This is a genomic window from Hyphomicrobiales bacterium, assembly GCA_002869065.1.
Taxonomy (GTDB): Bacteria; Pseudomonadota; Alphaproteobacteria; order Rhizobiales; family Rhodobiaceae; genus Rhodobium.
Window position 1 is genome coordinate 774952 of the sequence record PKTR01000001.1, and the last position, 19606, is coordinate 794557.

General features: G+C 57.6%; 11 protein-coding genes and 1 pseudogene. 5 read left to right on the forward strand and 7 right to left on the reverse strand.

Translation table 11 applies throughout. The features are described 5' to 3' along the window. Positions 1–8 precede the first annotated feature (8 nt). Positions 9–2720, reverse strand: a pseudogene (locus C0606_03380) (GNAT family N-acetyltransferase). 197 nt (positions 2721–2917) lie between these two features. On the opposite strand from C0606_03380, the gene C0606_03385 reads away from it, so the two are divergent. Further along, on the forward strand, positions 2918–3367 hold the full coding sequence (locus tag C0606_03385) for a hypothetical protein (GenBank protein ID PLX39556.1): 450 nt from the start codon (positions 2918–2920) through the stop codon (positions 3365–3367). A 36-nt stretch (positions 3368–3403) separates the two neighbouring features. Here the strand turns inward: C0606_03385 and C0606_03390 are convergent, their stop codons facing one another. Beyond that, the gene (locus C0606_03390; GenBank protein ID PLX39557.1) at positions 3404–4582 is read right to left on the reverse strand and encodes an aspartate aminotransferase; all 1179 of its coding nucleotides are present in this window, start codon (positions 4580–4582) and stop codon (positions 3404–3406) included. A 368-nt stretch (positions 4583–4950) separates the two neighbouring features. Between C0606_03390 and C0606_03395 the strand changes: the two genes are divergently transcribed. Further along, positions 4951–5703: an NAD(P)-dependent oxidoreductase gene (locus tag C0606_03395; GenBank protein PLX39558.1), complete on the forward strand. Its 753-nt coding sequence runs from the start codon at positions 4951–4953 to the stop codon at positions 5701–5703. A 16-nt stretch (positions 5704–5719) separates the two neighbouring features. Here C0606_03395 and C0606_03400 read toward each other — a convergent pair whose 3' ends face one another. The 3 genes from C0606_03400 to C0606_03410 all read right to left on the reverse strand — a co-directional run bounded on the left by C0606_03400 (position 5720) and on the right by C0606_03410 (position 14065). After that, positions 5720–8515 carry a hypothetical protein gene (locus C0606_03400; GenBank protein PLX39559.1) on the reverse strand — a complete coding sequence of 932 codons (2796 nt, stop codon included), beginning with the start codon at positions 8513–8515 and terminating at the stop codon, positions 5720–5722. A gap of 730 nt (positions 8516–9245) precedes the next feature. After that, entirely contained in the window at positions 9246–12788 is a 3543-nt protein-coding gene (locus tag C0606_03405) for a DNA double-strand break repair Rad50 ATPase (protein PLX39560.1), read from the reverse strand. Positions 12789–12790: 2 nt separating this feature from the next. Next, a complete protein-coding gene (locus C0606_03410; GenBank protein ID PLX39561.1) occupies positions 12791–14065 on the reverse strand; it encodes a DNA repair exonuclease in 1275 nt (424 codons plus the stop codon). Positions 14066–14582: 517 nt separating this feature from the next. Between C0606_03410 and C0606_03415 the strand changes: the two genes are divergently transcribed. After that, positions 14583–14741, forward strand: a complete 159-nt coding sequence (locus tag C0606_03415; GenBank protein ID PLX39562.1) for a hypothetical protein — start codon at positions 14583–14585, stop codon at positions 14739–14741. A 466-nt stretch (positions 14742–15207) separates the two neighbouring features. Here the strand turns inward: C0606_03415 and C0606_03420 are convergent, their stop codons facing one another. Beyond that, positions 15208–15522, reverse strand: a complete 315-nt coding sequence (locus C0606_03420; GenBank protein PLX39563.1) for a hypothetical protein — start codon at positions 15520–15522, stop codon at positions 15208–15210. A gap of 174 nt (positions 15523–15696) precedes the next feature. Here C0606_03420 and C0606_03425 point away from each other — a divergent pair, with 174 nt between their 5' ends. Both C0606_03425 and C0606_03430 read left to right on the forward strand, forming a co-directional pair. Continuing rightward, entirely contained in the window at positions 15697–16566 is an 870-nt protein-coding gene (locus tag C0606_03425) for an integrase (protein PLX39692.1), read from the forward strand. A gap of 843 nt (positions 16567–17409) precedes the next feature. Beyond that, positions 17410–17808 (forward strand): hypothetical protein, encoded by a 399-nt coding sequence (locus tag C0606_03430; protein PLX39564.1) that lies wholly within the window; start codon positions 17410–17412, stop codon positions 17806–17808. A 281-nt stretch (positions 17809–18089) separates the two neighbouring features. Here the strand turns inward: C0606_03430 and C0606_03435 are convergent, their stop codons facing one another. After that, the gene (locus C0606_03435) at positions 18090–18293 is read right to left on the reverse strand and encodes a hypothetical protein (protein PLX39565.1); all 204 of its coding nucleotides are present in this window, start codon (positions 18291–18293) and stop codon (positions 18090–18092) included. Positions 18294–19606: the final 1313 nt, after the last annotated feature.

Genomic DNA, 19606 nt, shown 5'->3' on the forward strand with positions numbered 1-19606 from the left:
CTGTCGGCTCACTTCTCGACTTCAGCCGGCGTCAGCGGGCCTTTGACCTTGAACGTCACACGGCGAATGCTCGGATCGAGTTCGTGACCCTTCACCTCGAAGCCGAGGCTGCGGCACATATCTAGCATCGTCGCATTGGCATTCAGCACGTCGCCGACGATCTAGCTCACGCCCTCGACGCGGGCGAACTCGATCAGCTTCTCCATTAGCATCCAGCCAAGGCCCTTGCCCTTCAGATCCGAGCGCACGAGAACAGCGTATTCGCCGACTTCGCGGTTCGGGTCGAGCATTAGGCGTGACACGCCAAGCATCTCTTCACCATCCGGGGTCAGCGCGATGAACGCCATCGAGCGGTCGTAGTCGATCTGCGTCAGCCGGGCGATGAACTTGTGCGACAGCTCACGGATCGGCGCAAAGAAGCGCAGCCGGATGTCTTCCGCCGAGAGATTGTCGAAGAACGCCTGATAGAACCGTTCGTCGGCCGGCATCACCGGGCGGACCTGCACTTCGAGGCCGCCGCTGGTGCACTCCGACGTCACCCACTCGTCCGGATACGGCCGGATCGCGAAGCGCCGGCGCGGATCCTCGCCCTCGGGGACTTCCCGCGCCATGATACGCGCATCGAGCGCGACAACGCCGTCTTCGTCGGCAAGAAGCGGGTTGATGTCGAGTTCGCCGATCTCCGGCACCTCGACGATCATCTGCGACAGCGTCACCAGAGTATCGGCGATCTTGTTGCGGTTGGCCGCAGGCCGGTCGCGATAGCCGGCGAGCAGTTTCGACACCCGCGTGGCGTCGACCATGTCACGGGCGATCAGCCGGTCGAGCGGCGGCAGACCGACAACCCGGTCCTTGACAACCTCAACCGCAGTGCCGCCGGCGCCGAACAGCAGGATCGGCCCGAACAGCGGGTCGCTCGCAACACCGGCGATCAACTCGACGCCGTGTTTCTTGTCGATGATCGGCTCGACCGTGAACCCGTCGATCCGCGCGTCAGGCAACAATGACGTGGTCCGTTCCAGAATAGCGATCGCCGATTGCCGCGCTTCCGCCGCGCTCTGCAGGCCAAGACGAACACCGCCGACATCGGACTTGTGGGTGATGTCGCGCGACCGCACCTTGACCGCGACGGCCTTGTTGGTCTTCAGCAATTCGGCGGCGATTTCCGCCACGCCGTCCGGCGTCGTCGCAACCTGCGCCGCGGCAACCGGAATATTGTACGCAGCCAGCACCGCCTTCGCCTCGTCGGCGTTCAAGGTCGAGCGACCTTCCAGCAGCGCGCGATGAACGATCGCCCGCGCCGTATCGCGATCCGGTTCGCGTCCTCCGGCAACCGCCGGCGGGGTCCGCATCAACAGGTCCTGGACCTCGTTGTAACGAACGATATGGCGGAAACCGTCGACCGCAGCAGCTGGGGTCGCGTAGCTCGGAACGCCCGCGTCAGCCAGCTTGAGGCGCGCTTCGGTGGCAGCACCGTCGCCCAGCCAGCAGCCGAAAATCGGCTTCTTGCGCTTGTTTTCACGCCACGCGGACAGCGTCGCGTCCACCGCATTGGCCGACGATGCAAGCGCCGTCGGGCAGTTCATAACCATGACGGCGTCGGTGTCGGGATCGTTCAGCGCCGCCGAAACGGACGCCCGATAGCGCTCGGCATCCGCGTCACCGATGATGTCGATCGGATTGCCATGCGACCAGGTAGACGGCAGCGCGCTGTCGAGGGCCTCGAAGGTTTCCGGCCGCAGCTTGGCGAGCGCGCCACCGTGATCTTCAAGCGCGTCCGCAGCAAGCACGCCCGCACCGCCGCCATTCGTGACGATCGTCAGGCGCTTGCCGTAGAACGGCTTGACGTGGGTCAGCGTCTCCGCCGCCGTAAACAGCTCGTTCAACGAGAACACGCGCAGGACACCTGCACGGCGCAGTGCCGCATCGAACACGATGTCGGACGCTGCGAGAGCACCGGTATGCGAGGCAGCAGCTTCCGCAGCCGAGGTGTTGCGTCCCGCCTTGATCGCCCCAACCGGCTTCGAGCGGGCCGCGACACGCGCCGCCGACATGAACGAGCGCGCGTCCTTGATGGATTCCAGATAGATCAGGATCGCCCGCGTCTTCACGTCGGAGGCGAAATAGTCGAGCAGATCATTGACGTCGACGTCGAGCATGTCGCCGAGCGACACCACCGAGCGGAAGCCGATCCCGTGCGACGCCGCCCAGTCGACAACCGCGGTTACGAGAGCGCCCGACTGCGACAGGAACGTCAGGTCGCCCTTCTCCGGCATGATGTGGGAGAAACTCGCATTGAGCCGTGCCCAGGGCGCGATCAGGCCGATGCAGTTCGGGCCCATGATTCGCATCTTGTAGCGGCGCGCGATCTCCATCGCCTCTTCGCCGAGGCTACCTTCGCCGCGTCCGAGGCCGGCAGTGATGACGACAACGGCCTGCGTGCCCTTCTGGCCAAGCGCCTCAAGCGTCGAAGCGACGACCGAAGCCGGCACCGTGACGACGCCGAGTTCCGGCACCGAGGGAAGCAGCGCAACATCGCTGTAGCAAGGATACGGCCCGATATGGTCGTACTTCGGATTGACTGGCCAGACGGGACCGTCGAATCCTGCTTCCATCAAATTTTTCAGAACGGTAAGTCCGACAGAACCAGGCTTTGGACTCGCGCCGACAAGCGCGATGGAACGCGGCGTGAAGAAGGATGAGAGATACTTCACCGACATGGGACACCCGATTCGTTGTGCAGATGCGCAGAGTTATATTGCGCTGCACAATAGATAGTTTGACCGAGCGCAAATTTCCACAAAAAAAGTCAACATGCCTGCCGTAACGGCATCCATAGAGCGCTGAAAGCGTTAACCTTTCGTTAACTGCTGCAGCGCACCCTTTTGCCGGGATGACGTAAATCGGGAGGTCTTCCATGGCTTTCACCCGCGTACGGTTCCTTGCCCTCGCCGCGTTCGCCGGCACGCTTTCCCTGCAGCTCGCGCCGTCTCACGCGGCCACCGAGAACGCAAACGATGCGCTCCGCTTCGCCGGAGGTTGGGTCATGGCGGATGAGTTGTCGGGCCGGGGCTGCGCACTGATGCTCGATCCGGCCCCGACGGGGCGCGGGCACCGAATCGACGGCCTGTCCGGCTGCGCGAAAGCGTTCCCCATCCTCTCCAGGGTCGCGGCATGGATGCCCGGCACAGGCGGCGGCATCGCTTTTGTCGACGGCAAGGGCACAGTCGTTGTCGACTATGGCATCGGGGAAACGGATGGACTGCAGTCGGTCGCCCCGCAGCACGTGTTCTACAGCCTGACCGCGGCGGCGCCCTATGCGGATCCGACCCCGGTCGGCTCTATCGGCAAGACCCGCCGCGACTGAGATCGCTTCGGCGAACGCCGGCGACAATCCTTATGGCTAGCGCTTGTTCGCGGTGAGGAATTCGCCCATGCGGCCCATGGCGCGGCGGATATTGTCTTCCGAATTGGCGTAGGAGATGCGGATATACCCCTCGCCGCAAACGCCGAAATCCGGCCCGCCGATGCTTGCGACGCCCGCATCCTCAAGCAGCGCCGAGGCCAGCGGCTTTGCCTGCCAACCCGTCTCGCTGATGTTCGGAAACGCATAGAATGCGCCGAGCGGCGTCCGGCAGCTGAGCCCCGGCAAGGCATTCAGCCCCTCGACGACCAGCTTTCTGCGCCGATCGAACGCAGCGACCATCTCGGTTACCGCATCCTGCGGCCCGGTGAGCGCGGCAAGTCCCGCCCACTGCGTCGGCGCGTTGACGCATGACCAGGCGTTCACGGCAAGCTTGCGCACCTTGTCGAACAACGCCTCCGGCCAGACCGAGTAACCGAGCCGCCAGCCCGTCATCGCATAGGTCTTCGACCAGCCGTCGAGCAAGATCAGCCGGTCGCGGAGCTCCGGGAAACTCAACAGCGAGACATGCTCACAGCCATCGTAGGTCATCTGGCCATAGATCTCGTCGCTCATGACCGCGATGTCAGGGCGTTCGGCGAGGCCCGCGACCAGTTTCTCGATCTCCGAGCGCGGCGTCACTCCGCCCGTCGGATTGGCCGGCGAATTGACGATGACAAGGCGGGTCTGCGGCGTCAGAAGGCCGAGCATCTCGTCGGCCGAAAAGGCGAAATCGTTTTCCTCGCGGATCGGCACGGGAACCGGACGCGCCCCGGTGAACTCGATCATCGAGCGATAGATCGGAAAGCCCGGATCGGGATACAGGATATCGACGCCGGGCGCGCCGAACATCAGGATTGCGGCGAACATGGTCACCTTGCCACCCGGCACGATGACGACATGCTCAGGCGACACGCTGACGCCGAGGCGCTTGTCGATGTCGGCGGCGACCGCTTCTCGCAGCGGCAGAATTCCCGTCGCCGGCGTATAGCCGTGCTGGCCGTCGCGCAGAGCCTTGACCGCCGCCTCGACGATGTGGTCGGGCGTGCGGAAATCCGGCTGGCCAATCCCCAGATTGATGATATCGCGGCCTGCCGCGGCAAGCTCGGTCGCCCGCGCAAGTACGGCAAAGGCGTTTTCCTCGCCGATACGGTCAAACCCGGAAATCGTCTGCAGCATCTGTCGCCCCCGAACGGATCGTCTCTTCGTCTTGAACAACCTGCCTTGTGCCACACTTGCCGCGATCCCGGAAGGGATCCGCCCGCCCGGGTGGGCATGCGAAGCCCGCTGTGCTACAAGAGCGCCTCGAATTGAAGGCCTGCAACGACAGGCCTCGCGCGCCAGTCGGGAATCACCCGCTTCGACCACGTCGGCCGTCGCGGCGTCCCGCATTCAGGCTTTCGCCGAAGCCCGCGTGGCCCTGCCACGCCATCCAGCCGGGTTCCGCAACCCGCATTCTGGCCGCGCCAATCACGGTGAACACGAGTTCCGGGCCCGTTCGCGCGGTAGCCGGTGCTCGCCTGACAGGGTAACCCCGGGAGTTGATCATGAACGGACGTCTGTCCGGCAAGAAAGCCGTCGTCACAGCAGCCGGCCAGGGAATCGGCCGCGCCACGGCACTGGCCTTCGCCCGCGAAGGCGCCGAGGTGATTGCGACCGACGTAGCGCCTGAAAAACTCGAGGATCTGGCGGCGGCCGGCATCGCACGAACGGCAACCATCGATGTCACCGACACCTCGGCCATCTACGGCCTTGCCGACGAGGAACACGGCGTCGACATCCTGTTCAACTGCGCCGGCTACGTCCACCACGGCACGGTGCTCGACTGCGACGAGTTCACCTGGGATTACTGCTTCGATCTCAATGTGAAGGCCATGCACCGGGCGATCCGCGCGTTTCTGCCGGGCATGATCGAGCGCGGACACGGCGCGATTCTCAATATGTCGTCGGCAGCCTCTTCGATCAAAGGCACCCCGTCGCGCTATGTCTACGGGACGACCAAGGCAGCCGTGATCGGCCTGACCAAGGCAATCGCCGCCGATTTCGTCAAGGACGGCATCCGCTGCAACGCGATTTGCCCGGGCGTGGTGAGGACCCCCTCACTTGAGGGCCGCGTCGCCGAACTCGCCGACGAAATGGGCGGCACCGAAAAGGCATGGGAGTGGTTTTTGTCCCGCCAGCCAGGCGGGCGCATCGCCGAACCTGAGGAAATCGCCTCGCTCGCGGTCTATCTCGCGTCCGACGAAGCCACCTTCGTAACCGGCACGACCGCCGTCATCGACGGCGGCTGGACGCTCTGATCCGGACGGCTCGCCTTCAGCGCGCGATGTCGCGGCGTCCGCCCTCGATGACCTCGGCCGGAAATCCCTTGCGAACCGAACGGTTCCAATCCGCCCGCATCTTCGCGGCAAACGATTTCAGGATGTAGAGATTGACCTCGTCGCGCAGCATCGGCCGGGCGAAGTAGAACCCCTGCCCGCGATCGCAGCCGAAGGACTTCAGCATCTCGAGCTGCTCTTCGGTCTCGATCCCTTCGGCGACCACGACCTTGTCCAGTTCCTTGCACAGCTTGACGATCGTCTCGACGATCGCCTGGCTGACCCGGTTGGTCATCAGATCGAAGACGAAGGACCGGTCGATCTTCACGCGGCTGACCGGCAGCGTCTTGAGATGGGTCAGAGAGGCATAGCCCGTGCCGAAATCATCAAGCGCGATTGCGATACCCGCATCGGAAAGCTGTTCCAGCGTGCCGGCGACCGAATTGAAATCGCTGCCGAGGAACGCCGTTTCCGTGACCTCGATCTGCAGGCGGTCTTTCGGCAACCCCTTGTCGCGCATCATCGACAGAACACGCTCGGCGTAGTCGCCGCTCCACAGCTCGCTGTTCGAAGCGTTGACCGCGATGCGCCCGACATCGACGCCATGGTCGAGCCAGTCCCTGATATCGTTGGTGACCAGATCGAGCATCCGCTGGTCGATCTCAGCCAGGAGTTCCGGCTCGTCGAAAGCCTCGATGAACGAACCCGGCGAGTTGATTTCTCCGTCGGTATCGCGGATCCGCACCAGCGCCTCGAACCCGACCAGGGCACCCGTCTTCAGGCAGACCTTGGGCTGATAGGCAGGAACGATCCGGTCATTCTTCAACGCGGAGCGCACAAACGACACCGCCTCGTAGCGGATTTCCGTCTCGCGCAGCAGGTCGACGTCGAACATGAAGGACCGATTGCGGCCGTTTTTCTTGGCGTTGTAGAGCGCGATATCGGCACTGCGGATCAGCTCCGGCGCCGTCAGCCCGTGTTCCGGGAACGACGCGATACCGATGCTGCCCTGGCAATAAAGGGGCTGTCCGCGATAGACGATCTTGCGGCGAAGCGCGCGCAGGATCCGGTCGGCGACCCGCATCAAACGCGCGCGCGAGGTCATGCCGCGAATGACAAGCGCGAACTCATCACCGCCAAGGCGCGCGATGAAATCGCCGTCCCGGATGCACCGGCTCAGCCGTTCGCCAACCTGCGCGATCACCGCATCGCCGGCGACATGGCCGAACACATCGTTGATCGCCTTGAAATTGTCGAGCCCCACGAGCAGCAATCCGAATTCCTGCTCCCGACCACCGCTGCCGCGCAGATCGCGGATGAATTCATTGAGGTAGCTTCGGTTCGGCAGGTTCGTCAGCGGATCGTAGTTCTCCGCCCGCCAAACCACGGTCGCAGCGTGTTTGCGCTCAGAAATATCTTGAACAATCAACCAGGTAAGGTCGACGTTGTTGCCTTTCATGGCCAACAGGCCGGTCGCGATAACGCTGACCGGGGTGCCGGATTTTCCAACCAGCTCGATCTCGACCGGACCGAACAGACGCGACTCTGTCCCGCCATCGATCTCCGCCTTGAATGCCGGCCAGCTTTCCGCCGTCACCAGCTCTTCAAGCTCCACGTTGTGCATATCGACCTTTGAGCGGCCGAGCATCTTCTGGAATGCCTGATTGCCGTCGATCACGCGCCCGTCGGGGCTGCACATGGCAATTCCGGTCGGAGCCAATTCGTACAGCGAGCGGAACTTTTCTTCACTGCTGCGCAGCGCGGCTTCCGTGCGTTTTGCCTCGGTCACGTCCGTCCACAAGCCAACGATCCGGCCCGACGGTGCCCGCCGCTCCTCAACCTGCACCCACCGATCGTCCGGCAGACGCTGCAGGAAACAATGATCCGCCTGGCGGTGAACCTCGAGACGCTGCTGGATCCAAGCTTCGCGGCTTTCCTCCGTCTCACCGGCGTCGACCACCTGCGAGTGCGCGATGCCGTGGCGGATCATGTCTTCGAACGAGATCCCCTGGTGAATCGCCGAATGTGTGCGCCGGTAGACCTTTCCGAGTGCCCCGTTACTCAACATCAGCCGGTCTTCCGGACTGAAGACCGCGAACCCTTCCGGGATCGTCTCGATAGCTTCCCGCAGAATCTCTTCCGCGACCTGCCGTTCGGCGGCAACCCGCATCGATCCGATGATCGTGCCGCAGGTGCGCGCGAGAGCGTTCAGGCTCTCGACCATCGCGTCACCATAGCCGCCGGGACGATTGGCGAGACCGATCATACCGACCAGTTCGCGACCGAAATGCAGCGGAAGGCTCAGGAACGCGTGCACCGGCGGATGACCGCTCGGAATTTCGTAGCCGTCTTCCTTGGCCGGATTATTGGAAATGAAGAAGGTGTCCGTCTTGATCGTGGTGCCGAACAACGCATCAAGATTGTGGAACTCGAGGCCATCGGCAACGAAACTTGCCTGCCGGCTCGGCGGCAAATGCCTCAATACGTTTTGCGACATCGAATAACATTTGAGGAACTGATGCCCGTCATCGGCACTCAACACCTCGCCGATGAACCCGAATTCGCTCTCGGTCAGCGAAACGACGCGCTCCAGCATGTCGTCAAATGCCGCGCGCATGTCGCGCTCCTGCGCGAGATTGCCCTGAAGCTCGTCGATGACGGCAAGCACGGCGCTGGTTTCGACACCGATGCACTCGGTGCGAGCATCGCGCTTTGCGCGCTCAGCCGCCCGCCTCGTAGAGGTCGTCTTGCTCGTGCGACGCGCGGTCTTTTCTTGTTCTTTATCGTTCGACATCTTGTAGCAGCACTCACCCCTGCGAGCCTGAATTCTTTGCAGGCCCTTGCACAGTACTGCTGCAATATCGGGCAAATTCGTAAATTCCTTATAAAATTCAACTCCATAAAATTTTGGGGAAAAGCACAATCAAAAATACCCAGTCATAACCCCCTGGTACCAATGAATATATTCAGATAACACTCACGCTCGTCGGGACAAGAAATTGTTGTATTCCCGAACATGACGCCCTGCGCCTGCGGATATAAACCCTTCGCCGGTTCAAATTTACCTTAGGGAAGACAGTCCTTGCCTCCCCCGCACCCGAGTGGCCGCACGAAGTGACTTCACCCGCGCGCCAGCGAGTTGCGCGGCTACACAGCGCCACAGGACAGAAAAAAAGGGAAAGAGACGATGGCGACCCCGGCAGGATTCGAACCTGCGACCTACGGATTAGAAGTCCGCGATAGTTTTGAATAACTATTTGTTATTTCTTGTTTATTAACATCTCCTAGAAAGATTGTGTGAGTATCGTGTGAGTCTGGAACCTTAACAGAGACGTACCTTCGGACCATAAAAAGTCCGTGCGAATTCTGCACCTACGGAATTGAAGCCGGCATTCAGATTGGTGAATTGGTATTCCTCATCATCAAGCGGCCCGGCACGAGCATGTCGACGTGTTCAGCGGAATAACTCGCCAACGGCCAAGTGTGAGCTGCGGAGAAGGCAGGTATGTTGAAGTTTGTGAACGTTACGCCGCTTTGACGCTTTCGTTGGACAAACTCACCAGACTGACGGATGCTCCCAATGTCTTTTCCGCGATATCGACAAGGTGCTGGTGATGAGTGAAGAACAGCACCTGCGTCGTCTGGCTCAGTTCGCCCAATAGCTTGAAGCCAGCCGCTGCGCGATCGTCATCGAAGTTGATAAACAGGTCGTCCGCCACAAACGGTAATGGCTCCGCCCGCTTCAGGTAGTCTTCGATCGCTGCAACCCTTAGCGCCAGATAGAGCTGGTCGGCCGTGCCTGTGCTCATGCCTGACACAGGGACAACGCTGCCATCGTGCCGTTCGCCTGTCAGATAAGCGTTATCCTGGTCGTCAAACGCGATCTGAAGGCTGGTGAATGAATCTCCAGTGATGATCTGGAACAGTTCGCCCGCGCGTTTTAGCAAAGGCGCCTGCTTTTCCCTCCGGTAACGTTCAATCGCCCACCGGAGAAGTATGGCCGAAGTCTGTACGCGCACATACCTTTCGGCAACTTCCCGCATTTCGGCGAGGGCTTCTTCCTTTGCCGCCGCTGCTTGAGCAGCCGCATCGTCACCGCCGATTGCCTGAAATGCCTCGCGCGCTCGGGATCGCTCTTCTGCGGCGGCAGTCTGCTGAGCTTGAAGGTCTTCCAACTCAGCCAGAATCGAAGCTTCGTCCGCTGCAACCTCATCAATAAGGACGTCCTTGCACTCATTCTCAAGCTCCGTAGCAGCTTTACCGTCGCCGTCCTGCTGGAGTTTCTCGATAACTTTCTCGTACTCCTCCGTAAGAGACCGTTGCCGATCCGAGCGAGCGATGGCGTCCTTGAGCGCTTCTTTCGTCTCAACGTTGGCCGCCGTCTTCAGGTGGGATATTGATGCCGCCAATTCCCGCCGTTTGTCTTCAAGTCCACTGATTTGTGTGGTCAGCTCTTCGAGTTGTTCAACCGCCTTTTCCCGAAGCCCCTGGATACGCTCGGCATCGGCCAATCGCTTTTCAAGCTCCAGCACGGCATCTTCAGCCGGTTGATCGACCGAATCTGTTGCCAATTCCTTTGTCAGTTTTCCGACAACCTCTTCAAAGTCCGTCACGTCGCGGTTGATCTTGTCTATGCGGTCGTGCCGCAGCGATCTGATACGCCCTGTCGTCTCCCGCATCCTGTCTATCGTGTCGATTTGCGAGCTGACCGACTCCGGCGGAGCGTCCTTAGCCAGCCCAAGCTCGTCAAGCGCCACCTCCCATTTTCCCTGCCACTGCTCCAAGGCCTCACTGGCCTGTTGAAGCTCCCGCTTGCGCCGTGCCACCTCCTTGGCTGCCGCCTGGACTTTCTCGGTTAACTCGTCCTTCCGGGCTGCCGCTGATTCATGCTGACGCTGTTCGTCTGCCGCTCGCTCTATGATCACGCTCAGACCGTCATTTTCCAGCGCGGCTACATCAACGCCGAGTGCAGTCAGCTCACCAAGAATCTGTTCCTTGCCCGCGCGTTCTTCGCCTTTACATGTATCCAGTGTGATTTCGGCATCCGCTCGTCCGTCAATGGCCTCCAGCACTTCTTCACGGGCATCGAGCCATTCCAGCATCGCTTCCGCAGCCAAAGCATCAAAGGGAGCCGTTTCCCACATCGATGACCACTCGGCTTTCAACTGCTCGCCTTCCCGAACGAGTTCGGTCTCGCTTTCCTGAGCCTGCTCCAGTCGTGTTTCCAGGTCTCCGATAATTCGGTTGATTTCTGTGATCCGCCCTGCGGCCTCAGCGTGATCAAACCTTTGATCGGCAAGTTGATCCACGCTAGCCATGGCAGGCTCGAAGGCGGCGGGCAAGTCCGCTAACTCTTCGCCAAATTCCTTTGCCTGATCTTCAGGAATTGACTTGCCGTCCACATGCCTGATTTTGACCAGGGCCCACAAAGCATCGCGACGGCGGCGAGCCTCGTCTAAGGCTTCCGGCGTGATCGTTTGTTCATCCCGTACTGTGCGCTCCAATGCGGCGGTCGCAGCTTCCTTTTCCTGCTGAAGGGATGCAATCTTTTGCTTAAATTCCCGTACGCGCCGTTTCCAGTCCTCCTCGCGGTCCCGATACGATTGAACCTGCGCCCGCGCCGGTACGGCCGCGTCCACAAGTTCTTTTTCCTTTCTGACACCTGGCTTAAGCACGTCGAGCCGACGCTTCGCACGCTCCTGTGCTTCTCGCATCGCTTTTTCGGCGTTTCGAACGCGACCATGAATGTCGCCCTGTTCGCGCACTGTCCTGATCGCTATAGCCAGACTGGACACGTCGGCGGGATCGCCGCTCTTATCTAACCGTTCCTTTAGATCGTCGTGGGCCTCCTGCGCCTCTTGCAGTAGGTGGGTCTGATTGGTGACATCAGCCTCACGCTCACCCTTCTGATTCAGGAGCTGACGCACCACGCCAGCCTCGGTGCGCGAGGGAATGCGTTTGGCGAGCACATCTATGTCGGTCTCTGTCCAGGCAAGTTCACGTGCGTCGGCGCGTAGATCTTCCTCAGCGGCATTGAGTTCCGCTTCGCGTTTCGGCAGGTCAGCCTTTTCACCACGTATCTCAATCCGTCTTTCATGAAGTTGCCGAATATCTTCGGCCCGCAGGATAAGCGTCTCGTCAAAGCTCAGCTTTTTAAGGCTCTCCTCGGCACGTTTCAGTTGCTCCTGTAGCGTCGCGATGCGTGTCTCCGCCTCCGCATCCTTGCGTTCTGCTTCCTCTACCACTTGCGCAGCATCATCTGGCAGCGCAGCCGCTTCGCCGAGGTCCGCAAACTCACCGTCGAGTTCCTGTTTTCTACGCACGTCTCGAAATACACGGCGGATGCGGCTCAGACGATTGCGTGTCGCGGTACGTTCTTTGATGTTGTTATCGATCTCCGAATATGTTTGCTCTGCGTCGTCATAGGTCCGCTTGAGGTCCCGCCAGTTATTTGCGGTGAGTGTCAGGTCCCGCAGCGCCTTTTGGGCTTCCGAAAGCTTGTCTTCAGCGATGTAAAACTTGCGATGCTTGGCGCGCCGCGCACCCCATAATTCGTCCGCTTCACCAGCGAGCTCTCCGAGGCGCTCTCTCAACCCGCCAATGCCGGCGCCCGCTGAAAACAACATCTGCCCCACATCGTCCCTGGCTTCCAGAATTGCGCGGCCCCCATCGCCAAGGCGCACGTGATCCAGACTGAACATCCGCTCAAAGAACGGCCGATCCGCACCGGCGAGATAGGGAATCAAAACACTCTCGCCGCCGGGAACGGGCGAACCGTCCAGTTCTAGCAACGTGTCTTTGTTTCCTTTGCGCCGAAGCACCTGCAGCAAAGCGCTTCCGTTTTCGAGAACCGCCCCGATCCGCATGTCGGCGTAGTCGTGGAGGAAATTGTACGGCGAGTGCATCGGTATGCCGAACAGTAGATCCTCGATCGCGGCCAGCGCCGTGGATTTACCAGCTTCGTTCGGGCCGAAAACAATGTGGAAATCTGACTTGCCGGCAGGCAGATCAAACGACCGATCCGTGAAATGTCCATATCGCAACAGATCAAGTCGTCCGAGCCGCATGCCTAATCCTCCCGCGCAATCAGGCGCGCTGAAAGGTATGGTGCGACACCATCAATCAGAGCGGCGTATTCACCTTCCACGGCCGACTTCAAAACGTGATCTTCAATACCCGCTCGAATATCGTGGGGCAGGCGCCGCACCAACGCGCCGATATCTTCTTCAATTTCTGAAAGTAGCGTTTCATCGCTCATGGCTGTCTGCAACATCTGCTGCAACGCCCCGATCGCATCCTCACGCCGCGCAAGGGTTTCTGTATCAATGGTCGCCTCTGTAGCAATGGCAACCTTCTCGACCCAGGCAACTTCATCCCCAAGGCCAAGCGCGCAGGCGCGGGCCTCGGCCAGAACCTGTTCTTCCGAAGCGATAAGCTGGGCGTGAACCTCTGTGCGGCCTTCCAACCGAATACGGCAGGCGAGCAATCGGCCGTCGGCATGATTGGCGACCGCAGCTTCCAACGCTTCCCGAACAGCGTCGGTCACATCCCCCAAATTGGCCGCACCATTCAGGGGTACCAACAGCACTGCCCAGCGCACAACATCACAAGGTAACGCTTCGAGATCGACAATCTCGCCGTCTTCTACTGTGATCAGATACGCGCCTTTAGCGCCGGTTTCCCGTACATGGCGCCCCTGCAAATTACCGGGGAATACAATGTGCGGCTGCTCGTGCAGCACATCCGCCTGATGTACATGCCCCAGCGCCCAATAGTCGTACCCCTTGTTTACAAGCTCATCGAGAGAACAAGGTGCGTAGTTGGCGTGTTCGCCCATACCGCCGAGCCCGGTGTGCAGCACGCCGATATTAAAGACGTCCGATACCGGCGTCGGGTAATCTGGAACCAGATTTTCGGTCACGTCACGCTGCCGGAAGCTCTGGCCGTGAAGCGCTACATTTAGGTCCTCCAGCGCAAAAGTCTCCGGCTTACGCGTCCCAAAAACATGGACATTCTCCGGGAGGTCGAGCCGCCTGGTAATCTGGCTTTCCGCGTCGTGATTACCGTGCAGCAGGTAGACGGGAATGCCCGAAGAATTGAGCCGGCCCATCTGCGCCGCGAAAAACAGGCCTGTTTTGTAATCGCGCCAGTCGCCGTCGTAGAGGTCCCCGGCGATAATAAGAAAATCGACTTGTTCTTCGATCGTCAAACTGACGAGTTGGTCAAAGGCCTCCCTGGTCGCAGCACGAACGCGCTTGGCGGCGTTGCCATCCTGGCCGGCAAGGCCTTTGAGAGGGCTGTCGAGGTGAATGTCCGCCGCATGCAAGAAACGAAAGGAAGCCACTATTGCGCCCCATCCGCATTGCCTTCGTTTCTCCCTGTTGTTTCCGCAGGAAAAATTACATTTGCACACCGCCACCGCATCGCGGATAGGCTCTTAGTATTTGAAACACCTATTGACACCACTATCTGCCGCTCTTCCTCGCTCCCCTCGGTCATTTGGATTTGGCAAAAGCAACCCATGTCCGTTCCCTACCTCTTTGTGAACCCAAAAAGCCAATTTCATCTAGCGCGACCAGAAAAAGCACACTCATTTGTTTTCTTTCAGGTTACGCTGCTGGATTGCCCAAAAACAAATATCAAAAAACATTCTATACCACCTATAAGTGTTTTCAAATAGAAACGAAGGGAATAATGGGGTGGATTGCCCCCCTATTTCGACCGGATAGTCGGGCGTAAGCAAGAAGAATTGGGGATATCTCCAAGGAAAGGCTTATATCTGACGACTATCAGCGCATTGAAATGATCACTGGAACTCCCCGACGGCGGTAGACTGCGGGGTCGTAGCAAAACCTCGGGTCATCGACGAAAGCTTAAACAGCGGGGGCAGCGTCTCGGAGGTGGCAAGACGCAATGGCATCGCCCCGAACCTGTTGTGCGTTTGGCGCCGCCTGATGGCCGAGGGAGGAACGGCTGCCGTGGATTCGGACGACGGTGTGATCGCCGCAGTCGTTACATGACTTTTGTTGCCGGGTAAGCATTTTCGTAACCATATGATTTTTTCGGCGCCAACGAGACATTCAAACTTCCATCCTGCGCATTACCAATGCCTCAGTAGTGGCAACATACCCTCGCATCTATCCAAATTCAGCGCATAAGAATGTATTCCTGCGTCCCGCGACTTAGCTGCCTATGGTTTCGATAAGCGAGTTACACAATCGTTACATGGTTTTTACATGAAGCTTTTTGATGGCGGGGCGGTTATCTAACCTGTTGAAATATATGGTGCCAACGAGAAGATTCGAACTCCCGACCTACGCATTACGAACCAAGAAACAGCATACAACCCTCGCATTACTGATATAACTTAAATCATTGTAATTATTGCGGATGCTCCGCACTACATGTTGCTTTATTCTTTACAATATCCAATTTTTCGACTACATTTTGTTACATAGGCGTTACATAGATTTGGCAAAAATATTTTTAACAGACACATTTGTCAGGGATACAAAATGCCCGGACGGCAAAGATCAGGAGCTTTATTGGGACCATCCTCAAGGGTTGGATGGAATTGTCCGCAATGGCGCTCAAAAGGGTCTCGCCCTCCGCGTCACCGCCCTGGGCAATAAGGCATTCGTGCATGGCTACCAATTTGATGGGAAGCGGCAACGCGTCGTGCTGGGTGACGCAACCCGTACGACTGTCGGCAGTGTCCGTCTGTTGGTTCAGCAACGCTGTGCCCAACTCGACCGCGGCGAGGACCCCAATGCAGGCGTGATTGATTACCGCCAGAAGCACACCTTTCTGGTCAACGATCTGGTGGAGCAGTATTGGCGTGAGCACATCGCAACCAAATCACCGAAGTACCAAAACCAGTACTGGCGATACGTTGGAGCGGCAACGCGACCGCAGCCGACCCACACCAACCGCCGCGGCCGCAACAAAGCCTGCAGCTATCGCGATTTCGGAACGCTGTTCGGGAAGCGCGAAGTGACGTCAATCAAGCCGACTGATGTCGCGAAATTTTTGGACCAGTTCGAATCCCCGGGCACCTGGAACACGGCCTTTCGCCATTTGAAAGCGGTGTTCAACTGGGGCATTCGGATGCAAGTGGTCGATATGCGCAATCCTTGCACCCCACTGCGGCAACGCACCGTGCTGCGACAGCGCCGGGAATACACCCCGGAGCAGATCAAGGCGATCGCCCGGCATGTGTTTGAGCCAACACTGGAGGCCCCTGCCCCGACAACGCATCTTGCTGGCGACGCCAAGCGCATGACGGCATTGGCTAACGGCCGCCTTGCTGTTCAGAACGCGCAAATGCTGGAGCTGTGCCACTACATGGGCATTCTGTTTCTGACGATGGCGAGGCCCACCGAGCTGGTGCACGCGGAATTCGAGCACTTCGATCTGGAGCGCCTCATCTGGCACAAGCACAACACCAAAGGCATCAAGCTATCGCGGGCCGTCTATGAGTATGCATATCGGTCAGTGCCGATCCATCCGAGGGTCGCCGAGTTGGTGCGACGGCAGCGGGATCGCTGGCCAGAGAGCAAGCTGGTGTTTCCGTCTCACACGGACCCGACGCAACCGCGTGACAATTTCCGCAAACCGCTGGCGCGGTTCAAAGAGCTGGAGGGGGTTCCGAGCTACTTTCAATTGTATGACCTTAAGCGCATCGCGATTTCGCTGATGCTGGTGGGTCAAGGTGTGCGCCGCGAGGACGTGAGTCACTATGCGGATCACAAGGGAAACCTCGAAACAACAATGATTTACGACCTCGGTTTTGTTGATCCGATGCGGCCAGTTATCGACAAGCTGGGGACAATTCTCGGCGTATGACCGCATAATTCAAGCGCGCTTGCAATCTGCTACCTTTTGTCTATAAGGATTCACTCCACATCCTTACCGAGCGGAGACTGGAATGGCTGAGTGTGAGCGCTGCAGAGGTACCGGTACAAATGAATGTCCCGAGTGCGGAGGGTCCGGCCACTACAACAAAGACGGTGAAATCGTTGACTGTTTGAACTGTGGTCGTGACGGTCAACCCGCAGGGTACATTTGCTGTCCGTATTGCGATGACGGTTGGGTTGCAGACTAAATAGCCCCGCTAATTATTTTCGCTATTTCAGCGTTGGCAACCTCCGCATCGAATTGATTTCGATAGATGCGGAGGTGGCGAATGCGAGGACGACCTTCGGGAACATCCCAAACTATACACCCTGCGTGTTGAACTGTTTCAACAACCGAGAACGGGTACACAATCCAGCGATCATCTAGTGGTGCCTGGATATCCGGCTTCCATTTTCCCTGGATTGAATATTGCCTTTCAAAGAACCTTGCCAAGTGCTCCCAAACCCGTGACTCATAAAATTCCACCTGAATACTCACTGATTTATACGCCTGTGCCGCAACTGCTTTAGGGTTGGCTACTATACCGCTCTCAAAAAATTTAATTTGCGGAGGAACGTCAATTTTTTCAAAGTTTATGTTCATGACACTACGATAGTGCGCTTAATTACTAATAATTTCAAAGTTTATTATTTTGTTATTGCAAAACATTTCTTGACTTCCGCACCCACCTGTGGTTTTCTACCAAGGTCCGGCGGAGGTGGAAGAAGTGCCGGTGTGAGCGTCCCGAGAGGGGCGTTTTTTTGTGTCTAAATCCCAAGGAAAGCGAGGAATATGGAAGCAATCCCAGCCATTGTGCTGAGCAAAGACGTTTTGGAAGAAATGCTAACGGAAGCGGGTCGTCGCGCGGCGGAGCTGACGGTTGAGAAACTGCAGGCGCAGTTGGTTCAGGACCCACGGGAGCGACATCTGCGGTTACTGCGCAGCTATTTGCTCGATCGCTCTGAGGTCGAGAAGCCCCGCGACATGTGGGCCAGCAGCCATGATATTCGGCGGATTGAGCTGAGCGCGAAGGGTAAGCCGAAATCGACGACCTGGTTTCAGCGGTTTAAGCGGGAGTCGGGCCTGGCAGAATGCGTCTCCCGGCCGAGTGCATCGCATGGACGGCTGCAGGAATGGACCTTTGAGGACATCGCCAATGCCTGGCAGAGGTTTTATGCATTGCGGTGGTAGCCGTCGGATCTCATCCGACAAAGGGGCATTTGCCCCTTCCCGAGCCAAAGGTGCGGCTGTGCGCAGGGGTCAAGGCCGCAGCCGCCGCCCGCGGCGGTGGCCTTGGTCAGCCTTGAGGCCGGAGCGCAGTCCGCGCCACAACTTTTACTTATGAATCCAACAAATAAAGGTTGGGACCATATCCTCTATTTAGCGCGCCTTAATTCCAGATATTTCTCAAACAGCCGCAATCGATCTCGACCGACCTTCAATTAACCACCCTAAGCGCCAGACCACTATCTTTAAACGTAGACAAGAACGAGTTCAACTAGCTTATGAAGCATCCGCAACAACTCATATATATTTCCGTAGGCCAGGAACACAAAACCCAACATCAACGCGACGAATACCACGATACCTGTAATATGATCAACATATGCCAATCTCCAAGAAAACAGCTCGACATTATATCTGCTTATACCACCTTCTTTCTTTGCTTCCCGCATGATATCTCGGCGAATTTTTCGTCTAACAGCGACTGGAACGAAAGACGAAACACCACCCATGACGGCGAATACCAGGTGCCCGATAGTCGGAACAAAGGTACTCAGCATCATAAATATAAACCAGCCACCAAACCCAAATGGATCCGCTTCAATTGAACTTACAAGTTCTTTTGTATTAATGACCGCTGAGCCATTTTCCACAATTGAGCGAATTTCATATAGCCGAAAAATATATGTAAGCGACATCGCGAGCAAACATATCAAAAGAAACGCAACGACTATATCTAGAAATAGCCAAAACACAGCGTTTGAATGCTCATTTTTTAAAATGCGAGCTGCAAACAAACGACTCGACGTCCACGTGGCAAAATCGAAAATGGAGTTTACGAAGGGAAAAACCACCCAAAATATAAGAGGTCCTGACCATGTTGAAAAAAAATCAGTTATACTTGCGTTATACAACGTAATTGACACGGCCGACAAAACAAAAAATATCACAAAACCCGACCCGGCCAACGTTTTGGCACCGGCAAGAAATATAGCAGATGTTAGCAGCACCGCTGCCACGACAGACACGTCGTCTGCGCCTACTTTGCCGAGTAAAATCGGGAAAAACGCTGCGAGCGATACGGCCAAACAAAACCCGGGAAAATTGTTAGCAATATACAATCCCATTGAAATCGCGGGGCGTGACCAGACAGGAGTTTCCAAAAAAGAACCGCTGGACTTCCGCGCACCTGCGTACGCAGTGGCACCGCTCAACAGGGAAACGAGTGCGACAATTGCAATCGTGGCAAAAACAGGTGTCTGGGTCGCCTTACCCGCGATCAAAGAGAAAATCACTATGAAGAGAGCCGTCGGGCCAAACGATGCATTAAAGGCGAGTTTGATGCGCGACCTCGATAAAAGGTACTCCTCACTACGTCGCACATTAGAAAGAAGAATCGGACCAACAGAAAATAAAATAACAACAAAAGAGAAATATCTATTTCCCGCAAGAAAGTATATTGAAAACGCTACCACGCTTGTAGCCAACGCTGAAAGGACGGCATACCAAATTAATGATGCAGGAAGCCGAGAAATTCTCTCTTCGTACACGCTTGCACCACGTTTTGCGAGCAAGAAGCATGCGAAAAATAAAACCAGAATGCCAATGAATATCAACTTTCGAATCCACGGCTCAGGCATTTCATTGGTACTCGACACCATGAATGTCGACACCTTTTGGCCATGTGTCCAGTATAACAAAAATAGGAATGACGAATAAATCAAAGCCACAAATAGAAGCGCAAAATAAGTAAATGCACCCCTTT